The 16082-nt window shown below is 58.6% G+C and carries 14 protein-coding genes and 1 pseudogene; 11 read left to right on the top strand and 4 right to left on the bottom strand.

What is annotated here, in order from left to right:
• The first annotated feature begins 32 nt into the window (after positions 1–32).
• The 8 genes and pseudogenes from AB4N76_RS12625 (at position 33) to AB4N76_RS12590 (ending at position 7309) form a co-directional block, all read left to right on the top strand.
• Positions 33–1373, top strand: a complete 1341-nt coding sequence (locus AB4N76_RS12625) for an OprD family porin (RefSeq protein ID WP_046032279.1) — start codon at positions 33–35, stop codon at positions 1371–1373.
• Positions 1374–1665: 292 nt separating this feature from the next.
• Positions 1666–2304, top strand: coding sequence for a peroxiredoxin (locus tag AB4N76_RS12620; RefSeq protein WP_046032280.1), 639 nt, complete (start codon positions 1666–1668; stop codon positions 2302–2304).
• A 325-nt stretch (positions 2305–2629) separates the two neighbouring features.
• Positions 2630–3223 (top strand): NADPH-dependent FMN reductase, encoded by a 594-nt coding sequence (gene ssuE, locus AB4N76_RS12615; protein ID WP_046032281.1) that lies wholly within the window; start codon positions 2630–2632, stop codon positions 3221–3223.
• Positions 3224–3312: 89 nt separating this feature from the next.
• On the top strand, positions 3313–4293 hold the full coding sequence (locus tag AB4N76_RS12610) for a sulfonate ABC transporter substrate-binding protein (RefSeq protein WP_046032282.1): 981 nt from the start codon (positions 3313–3315) through the stop codon (positions 4291–4293).
• A 25-nt stretch (positions 4294–4318) separates the two neighbouring features.
• On the top strand, positions 4319–5467 hold the full coding sequence (gene ssuD, locus AB4N76_RS12605; RefSeq protein WP_109785677.1) for an FMNH2-dependent alkanesulfonate monooxygenase: 1149 nt from the start codon (positions 4319–4321) through the stop codon (positions 5465–5467).
• Between the two features lie 8 nt (positions 5468–5475).
• Positions 5476–6258, top strand: a complete 783-nt coding sequence (ssuC, locus tag AB4N76_RS12600; protein WP_046032284.1) for an aliphatic sulfonate ABC transporter permease SsuC — start codon at positions 5476–5478, stop codon at positions 6256–6258.
• Positions 6255–7060, top strand: a pseudogene (gene ssuB, locus AB4N76_RS12595) (aliphatic sulfonates ABC transporter ATP-binding protein). Before ssuC ends, ssuB begins: the two are co-directional and overlap by 4 nt.
• Positions 7061–7093: 33 nt before the next feature.
• Positions 7094–7309: a TOBE domain-containing protein gene (locus tag AB4N76_RS12590; RefSeq protein ID WP_003229256.1), complete on the top strand. Its 216-nt coding sequence runs from the start codon at positions 7094–7096 to the stop codon at positions 7307–7309.
• A 55-nt stretch (positions 7310–7364) separates the two neighbouring features.
• Here the strand turns inward: AB4N76_RS12590 and AB4N76_RS12585 are convergent, their stop codons facing one another.
• The 4 genes from AB4N76_RS12585 to AB4N76_RS12570 form a co-directional block, all read right to left on the bottom strand.
• A complete protein-coding gene (locus AB4N76_RS12585) occupies positions 7365–8129 on the bottom strand; it encodes a hypothetical protein (protein ID WP_460164507.1) in 765 nt (254 codons plus the stop codon).
• A 20-nt stretch (positions 8130–8149) separates the two neighbouring features.
• The gene (locus AB4N76_RS12580) at positions 8150–8782 is read right to left on the bottom strand and encodes a TetR/AcrR family transcriptional regulator (RefSeq protein WP_046032287.1); all 633 of its coding nucleotides are present in this window, start codon (positions 8780–8782) and stop codon (positions 8150–8152) included.
• Positions 8783–8874: 92 nt separating this feature from the next.
• Positions 8875–9627, bottom strand: a complete 753-nt coding sequence (locus AB4N76_RS12575; protein WP_077432183.1) for a carbonic anhydrase — start codon at positions 9625–9627, stop codon at positions 8875–8877.
• Positions 9628–9814: 187 nt separating this feature from the next.
• Positions 9815–11191: a glutamine synthetase family protein gene (locus AB4N76_RS12570; protein ID WP_017341358.1), complete on the bottom strand. Its 1377-nt coding sequence runs from the start codon at positions 11189–11191 to the stop codon at positions 9815–9817.
• A gap of 680 nt (positions 11192–11871) precedes the next feature.
• Here AB4N76_RS12570 and AB4N76_RS12565 point away from each other — a divergent pair.
• From AB4N76_RS12565 to AB4N76_RS12555, 3 genes are all read left to right on the top strand, one after another.
• Positions 11872–13230: a glutamine synthetase family protein gene (locus tag AB4N76_RS12565; RefSeq protein WP_460164506.1), complete on the top strand. Its 1359-nt coding sequence runs from the start codon at positions 11872–11874 to the stop codon at positions 13228–13230.
• Between the two features lie 58 nt (positions 13231–13288).
• A complete protein-coding gene (locus tag AB4N76_RS12560) occupies positions 13289–14653 on the top strand; it encodes an aspartate aminotransferase family protein (RefSeq protein WP_109785674.1) in 1365 nt (454 codons plus the stop codon).
• A 189-nt stretch (positions 14654–14842) separates the two neighbouring features.
• On the top strand, positions 14843–15955 hold the full coding sequence (locus AB4N76_RS12555) for a polyamine ABC transporter substrate-binding protein (protein ID WP_046032291.1): 1113 nt from the start codon (positions 14843–14845) through the stop codon (positions 15953–15955).
• Positions 15956–16082 lie beyond the last annotated feature (127 nt).

Genomic DNA, 16082 nt, shown 5'->3' with positions numbered 1-16082 from the left:
CACAAGAATTAAAAAATGAGAGGAGCGAAACAATGAACAAGTCCACCTTGGCCATGGCTGTGGCCGTTGGGGTTTTGGCGCAGCAGGCAGGCGCCGCCGGTTTCATCGAAGACAGCAAGGCCACCCTGGGGCTGCGTAACTTCTACATCAACACCGACTACCGTGACGGTACCGGTCCGAACAAAAACGAAGAATGGGGCCAGGGTTTTGATCTGCGCTTCATCTCCGGTTACACCCAGGGCACTGTCGGCTTCGGTATCGACGCGATCGGCCTGCTGGGCGTCAAGCTGGATTCGGGCGGCGGCACCAACGGCGCCACGGCGACCTCCTACGGCGGCACGGTGTTCCCAAGCAAGTCCAATGGCGAAGCGGTTGATGACTTCTCCAGCCTGGGCCTGACTGCCAAGGCCAAGGTCTCTCAGACCGAACTGAAGCTGGGTACTTTGCAGCCAAAACTGCCGGTCATCGTGACCAACGATGGTCGTCTGCTGCCACAAACCTGGCAGGGTGGCCAGATCTCTTCCGGTGACATCAAAGACCTGACGCTGATCGGTGGTCAGATCGAAGCCGTTAAAGGTCGTAACTCCAGCAACAACGAACAGATGTCGATTTCGGGCGCGAACACGCGTGGTACCAAATTCCGCGACAGCAACAAGTTTTACTATGCCGGTGGTGACTACAAAATCACCAAGGACCTGACGGCCCAGTACTACTACGGCAACCTGGAAGAGTTCTACCAGCAACACTTCGTGGGTCTGTTGCACAACTGGGCAATCGGCCCGGGTGTGTTGAAGTCGGACTTCCGTTACTTCAACAGCTCTGATGACGGCGCAAACGGCCACGACCCGCTGTACTACAGCACTGGCAATTACAACGCGCCAAACGGTAAAGGCAAGATCGACAACAACCTGTACAGCGGCCTGTTCCTGTACTCCGTTGCCGGTCACACCTTTGGTGGCGGTTACCAGGTCAGCAACGGTAGCAGCGACTTCCCTTGGCTGAACCAGGGTGACGGTTCGTCGGCCTACATCATCACCGACTCGCAAATCCAGAAATTCGCCCGTGCTGGCGAGAAAACCTGGCAAGCACGCTACTCGTTCGACTTTGCCAAGGTCGGCGTACCTGGCCTGACGGCAGGTATGGTTTACCTGCACGGCGATGACATCGACACCGTTAACGCTAAAGGTGGCGTGGCCGCTAACGGCGCTTCCGAGTGGGAACGCGATCTGAACGTTGCCTATGTGGTCCAGGAAGGCCCGCTGAAAAACCTTGGCCTGGCCTGGAAAAACGCTATGTGGCGTACCGACCTGCCGAGCACTCGCACTCAGGATGAAAACCGCCTGATCGTCAGCTACTCGATCCCGCTGTTGTAATAGCGCTCGCGTAACCGAGACAAAAAAAGCCCCGCCCGGCATCTCGCCCGGCGGGGCTTTTGCGTTTCAAGGCGGAGTCACCCCCGTAATCCCGCCTTGAAATTCCCCTCTTTTGCAGCACTCAAGGCCTTCTCGAACCTTGTGGGCGATGTTCGGTGTGTTACCTGCACAGGTCCAGTGAACAGATATTTAATATTCGTTTATGGTCTAAATAAATCGATATTTATTCTTTTTAATCATTGAGAAATGCAGGCACAGTTGAGCTCAACACGCACTCATCAGGAGCAGCACCATGAGCCTCAGACTGGGCGACATCGCCCCCGACTTTGAACAGGATTCCAGCGCCGGCACCCTCCGTTTCCACGAATGGTTGGGCGATAGCTGGGGCGTGCTGTTTTCCCATCCGGCAGACTTCACCCCGGTGTGCACCACGGAGCTGGGGTTTACCGCCAGGCTCAAGGAGGCGTTTGCCGAGCGTGGCGTGAAAGCCATCGCCCTGTCGGTTGATCCGGTGGACTCGCACCACCGGTGGATCGAAGACATCAACGAAACCCAGAACACGCTCGTCAACTTTCCGATCCTCGCCGACGCCGACCGCAAGGTGTCGGACCTTTACGACCTGATCCACCCAAACGCCAACGACACCCTGACTGTGCGCTCGCTGTTCGTGATCGACCCGAACAAAAAAATTCGGCTGACCATCACCTACCCGGCGAGTACCGGTCGAAATTTCCACGAAATCCTGCGGGTGATCGACTCGCTGCAGCTCACCGACAACTACAAAGTCGCCACCCCGGCCAACTGGCAGGACGGTGATGACGTGGTGATCGTGCCATCGCTCAAGGATGAAGATGAAATCAGCAAACGCTTTCCCAAGGGCTACCGTGCGGTGAAACCGTACTTGCGTCTGACGCCGCAGCCGAACAGGTAACCATTGAAGTCTTGTTGTTGATCGTTCCCCCCGCTCCGCGTGGGAATGCCTCTAGGGACGCTCCGCGTCCAGTGACGCGGAGCGTCACGGGCTGCATTCCCACGCAGAGCGTGGGAACGATCACCCAATACCGCAAAGCAGGGTTTTCAGGCCGTTTCGACGGCCTTTTTTTTATGCCTTGAAATCCGTCTTTTATATATCTCCATATCGAATAACCAAATGAATAAATATGATTTATGGATATATAAATCACCTGTTAAGGTCACTCCCATCACAGCGAGATCGCAAGCCGCGAATCGCTAGTACCGCTCAAGGAATCTTTTGAATGTTGGTCGTCTCACTCGGTGGCAGTCCTAGCCAACGCTCCCGTTCCGGCGTGTTGCTGGAGCGCTCCAAGCGCTGGTTGCAAGAGCAAGGGGTGGAAGTGGTGAGTTACCAGGTTCGCGACTTCCCGGCCGAAGACCTGCTGCACGCACGCTTCGACAGCCCCAAGGTTGTTGACCTGCTTCAACAAATTGAAAACGCCGACGGCCTGCTGATTGCCACACCGGTTTACAAGGCGTCGTTCTCGGGTGCACTGAAAACCGTGCTGGACTTGCTGCCCGAACGCGCACTGAGCCACAAGGTGGTGTTGCCAATGGCCACCGGCGGCAGCATCGCCCACATGCTGGCGGTGGATTACGCGCTCAAACCGGTGCTGTCGGCGCTGAAAGCTCAGGAAATGCTGCAGGGGATTTTTGCCGAGGACAGCCAGATCGCTTACGGCGAAGGCAGCGCCCAGGCGCAATTGACGCCGCAACTTGAACAACGATTGAACGAAGCGCTGGAACAGTTTCTCAGCGCCATGGCGAGACGGCCCAAGCCGCTCGATCCGAACCTGTTGAATGAACGTTTGTTGAGTGCTCGCTGGAGCATTTAAACCTCGCCCGAAATTGCAGTACTCACCTTACTCAGCCGCCAACGGCCAAGCAGGTGCAGCCAAAACCCAACAGCAAAAAGGAGAGCGCTATGCGCACTGTCATTTTGCGTCGTGGTCTGGTCGCTCTGTTTGTTGCGGCTGTGTCCTTCGGCGCCATTACTCAAGCTCAAGCCGAGACGCTTCGGATCGGTTATCAAAAGTACGGCACGCTGGTGCTGCTCAAAGCCAAAGGCACATTGGAAAAACGCCTCGCCGCCCAAGGCGTGGATGTGCAATGGACGGAATTCCCTGGTGGCCCGCAACTGCTCGAAGGCCTGAACGTCGGCTCCATCGACTTTGGCGTGACGGGTGAAACCCCGCCAGTATTTGCCCAGGCTGCCGGTGCCGACTTGCTCTACGTCGCCTATGAACCTCCAGCACCGCACGCCGAAGCCATCCTGGTGCCGAAGGACTCGCCGATCAAATCGGTGAAGGACCTCAAGGGCAAGAAAGTCGTGCTCAACAAGGGCTCCAACGTTCACTACCTGCTGGTCCGCGCGCTTGAAGACGCCGGCCTCAAATACACCGACATCCAGACCGTGTTCCTGCCACCGGCCGATGCCCGCGCCGCATTCGAGCGTGGCAGCGTCGACGCCTGGGTCATCTGGGATCCGTACCAGGCTGCCGCCGAACAGCAGCTGCAAGCGCACACCCTGCGCGACGGTCAAGGCATCGTCGACAACCATCAGTTCTACCTGGCTACCAAGCCTTATGCGCAGAAAAATCCCGAGGTGATCAAGACCCTCGTCGAAGAAGTGCGCGCCGTCGGTGAATGGGCCAAAGCCAATCCTGAAGACGTCACCCAACAGGTTTCGCCACTGCTCGGCCTGCCGGCGGACATCACCCTGACCTCAATGAAGCGCCAAGGCTTCGGCGCGATATTCCTCACACCTGAAGTCGTCGCCGCCCAACAGAAAATCGCCGACAGCTTCTATCAGCTCAAGCTGATTCCGAAGCAGTTGAGTATCAAAGACGTGATCTGGACGCCACCGGCAACTGTTGCCCAAAGCTCAGTAACCAAAGCTCAGTAATCCGATTCCCTTAGGAGACCACTCCATGAGCCTCAATATTTTCTGGTTCCTGCCTACCCACGGCGACGGCCATTACCTTGGCACCGCCGAAGGCGCTCGCGCCGTCGACCACGGCTACCTGCAACAAGTCGCGCAAGCGGCGGATCGTCTGGGTTTCGGCGGCGTGCTGATTCCTACCGGTCGTTCTTGCGAAGACTCGTGGCTGGTGGCCGCGTCGCTGATCCCGGTGACCCAGCGTTTGAAATTCCTTGTCGCCCTGCGCCCCGGGATCATTTCCCCGACGGTGGCGGCGCGTCAGGCGGCGACGCTGGATCGTCTGTCCGGCGGCCGTGCGCTGTTCAACCTGGTGACCGGAGGCGATCCGGAAGAACTGGCCGGTGACGGTTTGTTCCTCAGTCACGAAGAGCGTTATCAGGCCTCGGTGGAATTCACCCGCATCTGGCGTCGCGTGCTGGAAGGCGAAACCGTTGATTACGACGGTCAGCACATCAGCGTGAAAGGCGCGAAGTTGCTCTATCCGCCGATCCAGCAACCGCGTCCGCCGCTGTACTTCGGCGGCTCGTCGGAAGCGGCGCAAGACCTCGCGGCAGAGCAAGTGGAAATGGTCCTGACCTGGGGCGAGCCGCCGGCCGCCGTGGCCGAGAAGATCGAACAAGTGCGCGCCAAAGCCGCGAAGCTCGGACGCACCGTGCGCTTCGGCATTCGCCTGCATGTGATCGTTCGCGAAACCAACGCCGAAGCGTGGCAAGCGGCCGATAAATTGATCTCTCACCTGGACGACGAAACCATCGCTCGGGCCCAGGCGTCACTGGCGCGTTTCGATTCGGTCGGCCAGCAGCGCATGGCCGCACTGCATGGCGGTAGCCGCGACAATCTGGAAGTCAGCCCCAACCTCTGGGCCGGTGTCGGCCTGGTGCGCGGCGGTGCAGGGACAGCGCTGGTGGGTGACGGTCCGACCGTGGCCGCCCGTGTGAAGGAGTACGCGGAACTGGGCATCGATACGTTCATTTTCTCCGGTTATCCACACCTGGAAGAGTCATACCGCGTCGCCGAGTTGCTGTTCCCGCATCTGGACGTCGAACGTCCCGAGTTGCCCAAAAGCGCCGGTTACGTCAGCCCGTTCGGCGAGATGGTTGCCAACGACATTCTTCCCAAAGCCGCGTCCCAAAGCTGAGGCGCGTCATGAAGAAAATCATCCACAGCTTCGCGCCTTGGGCGTTGCCGGTGTTGTTGCTGGCGGTGTGGCAGTTGTCGGTGTCGGCGGGCTGGTTGTCGACGCGGATTCTGCCCGCCCCCATCGCGGTGATTGAAGCCGGCGTGAGCCTGGTGCGCAGCGGCGAAATCTGGACGCACCTGGCAATCAGCGGCTGGCGCGCCGCGCTGGGCTTCACCATTGGTGGCGGCATCGGTCTGGCGCTGGGCTTCATTACCGGCTTGTCGAAATGGGGTGAACGCCTGCTCGACAGTTCGGTACAGATGATCCGTAACGTGCCGCACCTGGCGCTGATTCCATTGGTGATCTTGTGGTTCGGTATTGACGAGTCGGCGAAGATTTTCCTGGTGGCGTTGGGCACTTTGTTCCCGATTTACCTCAACACTTATCACGGCATCCGCAACGTTGATCCGGCACTGGTGGAGATGGCACGCAGTTATGGCTTGTCCGGTTTCAGCCTGTTCCGTCAGGTGATTCTGCCGGGCGCGCTGCCTTCGATTCTGGTCGGGGTGCGTTTCGCCCTTGGCTTTATGTGGCTGACGTTGATCGTCGCGGAAACCATCTCCGCGAGTTCCGGCATCGGCTACCTGGCGATGAACGCCCGGGAGTTTTTGCAGACCGATGTGGTGGTGCTGGCAATTCTTCTGTACGCGGTGCTCGGCAAACTGGCCGACCTCGCGGCTCGTGGACTCGAGCGCGTGTGGTTGCGTTGGCATCCGGCTTATCAGGTAGCCAAGGGAGGTGCGGCATGACGGCTCAACAACCTCCGCGCCTGCTGCGCGGGATTCCGCTGGTAGTGCGCAAGCTGCAAAAAACCTTTGGCGCGCGGCAAGTGCTGCGTGAGATCGATCTGCACATTCCGGCCGGTCAGTTCGTCGCGGTGGTCGGTCGCAGTGGCTGCGGCAAAAGCACCTTGCTGCGACTGCTCGCCGGACTCGACCAGCCAACCGGTGGTCAATTGCTGGCCGGCGCTGCACCGCTGAGCGATGCGCGAGAAGACACACGGCTGATGTTCCAGGAAGCGCGTTTGCTGCCGTGGAAAAAGGTCATCGACAACGTCGGCCTCGGGTTGACGGGCAACTGGCGGCCGCAAGCGCTTCAGGCGCTGGAATCGGTCGGCCTGGCAGACCGTGCCAACGAATGGCCGGCCGCGTTGTCCGGTGGGCAGAAACAACGTGTGGCCCTGGCTCGCGCGCTGATCCATCAACCGCGTTTGCTGTTGCTCGACGAGCCGCTGGGTGCGCTGGATGCCCTGACCCGGATTGAAATGCAGCAACTGATCGAACGGCTCTGGCAGCAGCATGGCTTTACCGTGTTGCTGGTGACGCACGACGTCAGTGAAGCGGTGGCAATTGCTGATCGGGTGATCCTGATCGAAGAAGGCGAAGTCGGCCTCGACCTGCTTGTGGAGCTGCCGCGCCTCGGGTTCGCGGCTCCCATCGGCTGGCGGCGCTGGAAACTGAAGTCCTCAACCGCGTACTTGAACTGCCCGGTGAGCCGCCGGCACCGGAACCCGTTTCACCCTTGCCCACGCAATTGCGCTGGGCGCACTGACCCAAGTCTTACTCAACGACAGGAATTGACCTCATGACTATCAAAGCCATCAACGTTCGCAACCAGTTCAAAGGCTCCATCAAGGAAATCGTACTGGGTGACGTGCTGTCGGAAATCGACGTGCAGACCGCCTCCGGCATTGTCACTTCAGTGATCACCACACGCTCGGTGAAAGAGCTGGAACTGGTGGTCGGCAGTGAAGTGATCGCGTTTGTGAAATCCACCGAAGTGTCGATCGCCAAGTTGTAAGCCCGTGGGCAAACAACAACCCCGGAGGGTGTGAGCCCTTCGGGGTTTTTTTATGTCAGGGCTCGGGGGCGCAGCGCCAACCTGCAGCGGGTGAATAAGTGCCGAGCGAAGACAGCACGCGCGGGTCGCTGAATAGCGCCTGCGCATTGGGGTCGATGTCTGCCGGCAACAAGGGCTGGCCGGTTAGCGCGGGCAACGTGGAATAGTCGATCTGCCACGGGGTTTGCCCGCCCTGGTGACGACCAAAGGACAATTCAGTCGTGAGCAGTTCGTGTGCTGCCGCAGCGCTCATGTGCTCACGCAAATGACCGCCGGGTGCCAGCGCGACAATCCGGCTGGCGGCAAACAGAAAGTAATCGCCGGCCAACACCAGGCAGGCAACTCGCACTGGATCATCGGCTGCCTGCAACCACTGACCGCGACAGATGCCGCGAGAGTCGGGCAGTCGCTCCCAGATTTCGTAGTAGTCATCGTCCAGGGCGGTTTCGATCAGGCGCTCACTGGTTTCAAAGTGCATGTGTCCGATGTCCTGCTCGGCGCTGGCAGGTTGATAGTCGAGTTTGCGATGCCACTGGCAAATGTCACCTTCGACCTCGGTCACACCGGCGAAGCCCTTTTGTTCGCTCAAGGTCAACAGGTCCGCGTGATTCAATTGTTCCAGGGGCAGCGCTGCGAGCGTGGCCGGCGGGATGCGCAGGTCGGCAAACAGGCGTGGGGTTTGCAGCCAGTACACCGCCGTTTCGCTGTCGGTGCGCCCGGACTGGAAGGAGATCAGGCGTCGTTTCCACACGCCAAGGTAGTTGTCGGGTATGTGCGCCATGAGCAGAACACCTCGTTGCGTTATACGTCGCGCCTGGCCAGGTACGGCGGCAGGTACAGGCCCAGATAGGCATCAAATACGCGCATGCCTTCTTCGGCCATGCGTGGCGTGATCTGCTCGTGTTGTTGCACCGAGCGTGCGTAGACGCGGTCGCCAAGCTCCATGGCCAGCGCAAACACGTCGACGTCCGTGGGCAACTTCGGCAGTTCGAAGTGATGATCGAAGAGTTTGTGCATCAAGTCGCCCAGTTCGATGTCGTGCTGGCGGTCAGCCTGGGTGACCTCGGTAAGGCCATGCTGCGCGAGGATCAATTGGCGAGCGGCGGCATCCTCGCTGTAGATCGCGAGCATGCGTTGTTCCACCAGTCGCGACAAATCGCGCCAGCTGTTGAGGGACGCATGATCGATGGGGGCTTGCAGGCATGCGCGGAACGCGGCGTGGACGTCGGCCGTCAAGGCTTCGAGCAGCGCCGGTACGCTGGCGAAAAAGTGGTAGACGGAAGAGGGTGGGATCTGCGCACGTTCGGCGACACTGTAGATCGACAGACTGGCCACGCCCTCGGCGGCCAGCAGTGTGCGGGCGGCATCGAGGATCGTATCGATCCGCGCCTGGCTGCGGGCGCGGGGTTTGCGTGGGGTGGCGAGTCGGGTCATCGAAGTCTCCTGCGGGGGCAGCGGGCATTGTACGAGGCGACTGACACCTTGTCTGTATGGGCACCGCTGCCCGGCTGGCAGGAGAAGGAAGGTCAGCCGCCGACGTTCACGGTTCGGTCATTCAAGGGCTGAACAGGGCGTGCGTTCATCGGGTACAACGCCTGAAAAGCCTGCAACTGGGCGTGGGACAATTGCACCGGTTGGGTCAGGACATGCCAGCGCACCCCTTCGCTGCACGGCGGTGTGGTCAGAGAACCCATGTAGGAATAGTAATGGCGGGTGGTCGGCAGCAGATCGGCGATGTCTTGCATCTCCAGCTTCGTCATGCCGCCTGCTTCCTTGGGCATTGCCGCGAGAATGGGTTCCAGTGCAGGGTTGAAGGCACCTTCTTCAAACAACAGGGCGACCACCGCTAACTCGCCGGCCGCATTGCGATGTACGAAATGCGCATCGAGCGGGTAGGCGCGGCCCTGGATTTTTTCCTCGCTGGGCGTATGAAAGTGCAACTGCACCAGTGAGAAGTCGCCGGAAGGCAAGGTGATCCCGCCGGCGTCCGTTGGCGACACTTGAATGGTATGGCCGTTGTTCAGGACCGTTACCGGGCTTGCTCGATAGGTGAATGTCAGGGGCGCCAGGCTGGCCTTGACCGCATTGCTGATGTCGATAGGTGACTGCGCCTTGCCGGTTGAGCAGAGTTTGTAGTCGCTGTTGAGGTTGCTCCAGTGTTCCGGCCCGGAGTGGTCGCTGTAAGACCAGGTGGAGGTGTGATCGTTACGGGCCAGGGCAGAGGTGCACAAGCCGGTACCGATCAGTGAAAGGGCTACGCCCAGAAGGTGTTTTTTCAATTTCAATGGCTCTCAATTCAAGTGGGATGTCGGACAGTGCCCGCGCCCCAAAGTTTGAGATTCAAATGTTGATACGTCTGTAGGTTCTTTCTTGGAGATTGTCGGATGCTGACAAGCAGCGTTGGGTGAGGGCATAAAAAACGCCGCAGGCGCTAAGGCCGGCGGCGTTCGTTTTTACTGCAACCGCTTACACGGTATGCAGGTACCAGTTGTACTCAAGGTCGGAGATGGAGTGTTCGAACTCCTCCAGCTCGCTCTCTTTGCACGCGACGAAGATATCGATGTACTTCGGATCGATGTACTTGGCCATGACTTCGCTGTCGTCCAGCTCGCGCAATGCATCGCGCAGGTTGTTCGGCAGGCTTTGCTCGTTCTGCTCGTAGGAGTTGCCTTCTACGGGTGCGCCTGGCTCGATCTTGTTGGTCAGGCCGTGGTGCACGCCTGCCAGGACCGAAGCCATCAACAGGTACGGGTTGGCATCGGCGCCGGCAACACGGTGTTCGATACGTACGGCATCGGAAGAGCCGGTCGGTACGCGAATCGCCACGGTACGGTTGTCCAGGCCCCAGCACGGCGAGTTCGGCACGTAGAACTGTGCGCCGAAACGACGGTAGGAGTTGACGTTCGGGCAGAGGAAAGCCATCTGCGCGGGTAGGGTCTCGAGCACACCGCCGATCGCGTGACGCAGTGCGGCGTTCTGCTCGGGATCCTCGCTGGCAAAAATGTTTTTGCCGTCTTTATCAAGAATCGAGATATGGACGTGCAGACCGTTGCCCGCCTGGCCCGGGTAAGGCTTGGCCATGAAGGTGGTGTCCATTTCATGGTCGTAGGCGATGTTTTTGATCAGGCGCTTGAGCAGAACCGCGTAGTCGCAGGCCTTGATCGGGTCGGCCACGTGGTGCAGGTTCACTTCGAATTGCGCCGGGGCACTTTCCTTGACGATCGCGTCGGCAGGGATGCCTTGCTCTTTCGCACCTTCCAGAATGTCCTGGAGGCAATCGACGTATTCGTCGAGGTCGTCGATCAGGTAGACCTGAGTCGAATGCGGGCGTTTGCCAGAGATCGGCGAGCGTGGCGGCTGTGGACGGCCGTTCACGTTTTCCTGGTCGATCAGGTAGAACTCCAGTTCGAACGCGGCGCAGATGGTCAGGCCCATCTCGTCGAACTTGGTCACGACTTGACGCAGCACTTCACGGGGATCCGCGAAGAAAGGGTCACCTTCGAGTTCGTGCATGGTCATCAACAGCTGCGCGGTAGGGCGTTTCTGCCAAGGCTCATTGCACAGGGTGTCGGGGATTGGATAGCAGATTCGGTCAGCATCACCGATGTCCAGGCCCAGGCCGGTGCTTTCCACCGTCGAGCCATTGATATCCAGAGCAAATAGAGAGGCCGGCAGGTTGATGCCTTTCTCGTAAACCTTGTGGAGGCTGGTGCGTTCAATGCGCTTGCCGCGCACCACACCATTCATATCCGCAATCAGAAGGTCAACGTACAGAACCTCAGGATGTTCCTTAAGGAACGCGTTCGCTTCGTTAAGCTGAACGGCACGCGGGGGTACCGACATGATGCAACACCTTTGTTGTTAAAAATATCAATCATTGATCTCTTCGGATTCCAGTCAACCCGAACGGCATGCCGAAGTCAAGCGAGGCCTTTTTTTGCCCTAAAAAAGCGCTCGTAAGGCTTTTTTGAGGCACTTTGGGGCGTTTTTATGCCTTTGAACGCTTTAGCCGACGCGGGGTTGAGCGGGGCGTGTTGTATTTTTTACGGGGGTGTTGTGTAAAAAAATGAACAAGGCTAAGCTCGATTCAAACCCATAACACCAATAATACCGGGGTGCTTCATGTCTCGCCTGCCGATAATCGGCATCACCAACTGCTCTAGGCAGATTGGTCTGCATGCTTACCACATCAGTGGCGACACTTACGTCCGCGCCGTAGCCTCATCGGCTTCGGGCCCGCTCAAGACTCTGCGGTCGCTGGCGGCTCATCGGTCTGCGTCCGATATTCTGGACGGTCCTGATGGCACCCCCATTACGGTTACTCCATTCAATATAGAACCGATTCACAATAGCGGCCTGGCTATCGCACAGGGTTCCGCTCGTGATTCTGCACGCCCGGCCGTTGGCGCGCAGTCCGCAAGAAACACGATAGCCTGTCGCAGACACCTGTTTCAACGCGACGCCGATGCGTCAAACATCGCCTGACTTGCAAGAGTCAGGAAACTCAAAGCCTAGAGGCATTTATGAGTAACAACCTCGACCAGCTCACCGATTGGTTGAAAGACCACAAGATCACAGAAGTCGAATGCATGATCGCCGACTTGACCGGGATCACCCGGGGCAAGATTTCGCCGACCAACAAGTTCATTGCTGAAAAAGGCATGCGCCTGCCCGAAAGCGTTCTGTTGCAGACCGTGACTGGCGACTATGTCGAAGACGACATCTATTACGAACTGCTCGACCCGGCCGACATCGACATGATCTGCCGCCCCGACCAGAACGCCGTATTCCTCGTGCCGTGGGCTATCGAGCCGACTGCCCAGGTAATCCACGATACCTACGACAAGCAAGGCAACCCGATCGAGCTGTCGCCGCGCAACGTGCTCAAGAAGGTCCTCAAACTCTATACCGACCGCGGCTGGCAGCCCATCGTGGCGCCGGAAATGGAGTTCTACCTGACCAAGCGCAGCGACGACCCCGACTACCCGCTACAACCGCCGATTGGCCGTTCCGGGCGTCCGGAAATCGGTCGTCAGTCGTTCTCGATCGAAGCGGCGAACGAATTCGATCCGCTGTTCGAAGACGTCTACGACTGGTGCGAACTGCAGGAGCTGGACCTCGATACGTTGATCCATGAGGACGGCACGGCGCAGATGGAAATCAACTTCCGTCACGGCGATGCCCTGTCCCTGGCCGACCAGATCCTGGTGTTCAAGCGCACCATGCGCGAAGCCGCGCTCAAGCACGACGTGGCGGCGACCTTCATGGCCAAGCCCATGACCGGTGAACCGGGCAGTGCGATGCACTTGCACCAGAGCATCATCGACATCGAGACCGGCAAGAACATCTTCTCCAATGAAGACGGGACCATGAGCCAGTTGTTCCTGCACCACATCGGTGGCTTGCAGAAACTCATTCCCGAGCTGTTGCCGCTGTTCGCGCCCAACGTCAACTCGTTCCGCCGCTTCCTGCCGGACACCTCGGCACCGGTGAACGTGGAGTGGGGCGAAGAGAACCGCACCGTGGGCCTGCGGGTTCCGGACGCCGGGCCGCAAAACCGCCGGGTGGAAAACCGTCTGCCGGGCGCCGATGCCAACCCGTACCTGGCGATTGCCGCGAGCCTGCTCTGCGGTTACGTCGGCATGGTCGAAGGCCTCAACCCGAGTGCCCCGGTGGTGGGCCGTGGCTATGAACGCCGCAACCTGCGCCTGCCGCTGACCATTGAAGATGCGCTGGATCGCATGGAAAACAGCTCAACCATCGAGAAGTACCTGGGCAAAAATTTCATTACTGGCTACGTCGCGGTCAAGCGGGCCGAGCATGAAAACTTCAAGCGCGTGATCAGTTCGTGGGAACGGGAATTCCTGCTCTTTGCCGTCTGATACGCCGGGCGCCGTCGTTGTCGGGCGGCGCTTTCACCTGATTTTTTAGGAGATTCGTATGACCAGTAACAATCCGCAAACCCGTGAATGGCAAACCCTGAGCAACGATCACCACCTGGCTCCGTTCAGTGATTTCAAGCAGCTGAAAGAGAAAGGCCCGCGGATCATCACCAACGCCAAGGGCGTTTACCTGTGGGACAGCGAAGGCAACAAGATCCTCGACGGCATGGCCGGCCTGTGGTGCGTAGCGATCGGTTACGGTCGTGATGAACTGGCCGATGCCGCCAGCAAGCAAATGCGTGAACTGCCTTACTACAACCTGTTCTTCCAGACCGCTCACCCGCCGGTTCTGGAGCTGGCCAAGGCCATCGCCGACATCGCGCCAGAAGGCATGAACCACGTGTTCTTCACCGGCTCCGGCTCCGAAGGCAACGACACCATGCTGCGTATGGTTCGTCACTACTGGGCGATCAAAGGCCAGCCGAAAAAGAAAGTCATCATCAGCCGCAAGAACGGCTATCACGGTTCTACCGTGGCCGGCGCGAGCCTGGGTGGCATGACGTACATGCACGAACAAGGCGACTTGCCGATCCCGGGCATTGTCCACATCGCACAGCCGTACTGGTTCACTGAAGGCGGCGACATGACGCCTGAAGAGTTCGGCGTCTGGGCGGCGAATCAGCTGGAAGAGAAAATTCTGGAAATCGGCGTGGATAACGTCGGTGCCTTTATTGCCGAACCGATCCAGGGTGCCGGTGGCGTGATCATTCCGCCAGACACCTACTGGCCGCGCATCAAGGAAATCCTCGCCAAGTACGACATCCTGTTCGTGGCGGACGAAGTGATTTGTGGTTTTGGCCGCACCGGTGAGTGGTTCGGTACCGATTACTACGACCTCAAGCCCGACATGATGACCATCGCCAAGGGCCTGACCTCCGGCTACATCCCCATGGGTGGCCTGATCGTGCGTGACGAAGTGGTCGAGGTGCTGAACGAAGGCGGCGACTTCAACCACGGCTTCACGTACTCCGGTCACCCGGTGGCCGCTGCGGTGGCGCTGGAAAACATCCGCATCCTGCGCGAAGAAAAAATTATCGAGCGTGTTCATGCAGAAACGGCACCCTATTTGCAGAAACGTCTGCGGGAACTGAACGATCACCCGTTGGTGGGAGAAGTGCGTGGTGTCGGTCTGTTGGGGGCCATTGAACTGGTTCAGGACAAAGCCACTCGCAAACGTTACGAAGGCAAGGGCGTCGGCATGATCTGCCGCCAGTTCTGCTTCGACAACGGCCTGATCATGCGCGCCGTGGGCGACACCATGATCATTGCTCCACCACTGGTGATTACACCGGCTGAAATCGATGAGTTGGTGGCCAAGGCACGCAAGTGTCTGGACCTGACCCTGAGTGCGTTGCAGGGCTAGGTGCTAGGCTCTGAGCGTAAGTGGCTGGGGTTTGTATCAAAACAGCTACTTTCGCTCAGCGCTGTCAGAAAGCCTGGCCTTTCCTTGAAAGACTGATGTGGATCTTGCCAGACTAGCCGCGGTTCCAGTTGCCCGGGTTCGGTCGCTGAAAACAAGTGGTTCAAAAAAGAAAAATTTGGAGCATTACGCATGAAGGCACTAGGTAAAAAGCTCGCTGGTAAGACTCTCCTTGCCATGTCGTTGATGGGGTTGATGGCGGGCGCGGTTCAGGCCGATGACAAAGTACTGCACGTGTACAACTGGTCCGATTACATCGCACCGGACACGATCAAGAAGTTCGAAGACGAGTCGGGGATCAAAGTCGTCTACGACGTGTTCGACAGCAACGAAACACTTGAAGCCAAGTTGCTGGCCGGCAAATCCGGTTACGACATCGTCGTACCGTCGAACAACTTCCTGGCCAAGCAAATCAAGGCCGGTGTCTACCAGAAGCTGGACAAGTCCAAGCTGCCTAACTGGAAAAACCTGAACACCGACCTGCTCAAGGCGGTATCGGTGAGCGACCCGGGTAACGAACACGCCTTCCCGTACATGTGGGGCTCGATCGGCATTGGCTACAACGCCGAGAAGGTCAAGGCTGCACTGGGTGCCGACGCACCGGTCGATTCCTGGGACCTGATCTTCAAACCTGAAAACGCCGCCAAGCTGAAGTCCTGCGGTATCAGCTTGCTGGATTCGCCAACCGAGATGATTCCGGTGGCGTTGCACTACCTGGGCCTGCCAACCGACAGCCAGAAGAAAGAAGACATCGACAAGGCTGAAGCGCTGATCATGAAGGTCCGTCCTTCGATCGCCTACTTCCACTCGTCCAAGTACATCTCCGACCTTGCCAATGGCAACATCTGCGTAGCTGTGGGCTATTCGGGTGACATCTACCAGGCCAAGTCCCGCGCGGCTGAAGCCGGTGACAAGGTCAAAGTCAGCTACAACATTCCCAAAGAAGGTGCTGGCAGCTTCTACGACATGGTCGCCATCCCTAAAGATGCCGAGAACGTCGAAGGCGCCTACAAGTTCATGACCTTCCTGCAGAAGCCGGAAATCATGGCTGAAATCACCAACGCCGTGCGCTTCCCGAACGGTAACGCGGCTGCCACGCCACTGGTGGATAAAGACATCACCGCCGATCCAGGCATCTACCCGCCAGCGGACGTGCTGGCCAAGCTGTACGCGATTGCCGACTTGCCGGCCGCGACCCAGCGGATCCTGACTCGCAGCTGGACCAAGATCAAATCGGGTAAATAAGCCGTAAAACCCTGTAGCAGCTGCCGCAGGCTGCGTCCAACTGCGAAGCAGTTGTGCTGTTGAAAACGCGGGAAGGTCCTTCGGACCTTAACGCTGCCTTCGGCAGCTGCTACAGGTATCTGCATAA

This window comes from Pseudomonas sp. S2_F03 (assembly GCF_054668335.1).
The sequence above is the reverse complement of the archived record's forward strand: the minus strand, read 5'-3'. Positions and strand labels throughout refer to the sequence as shown.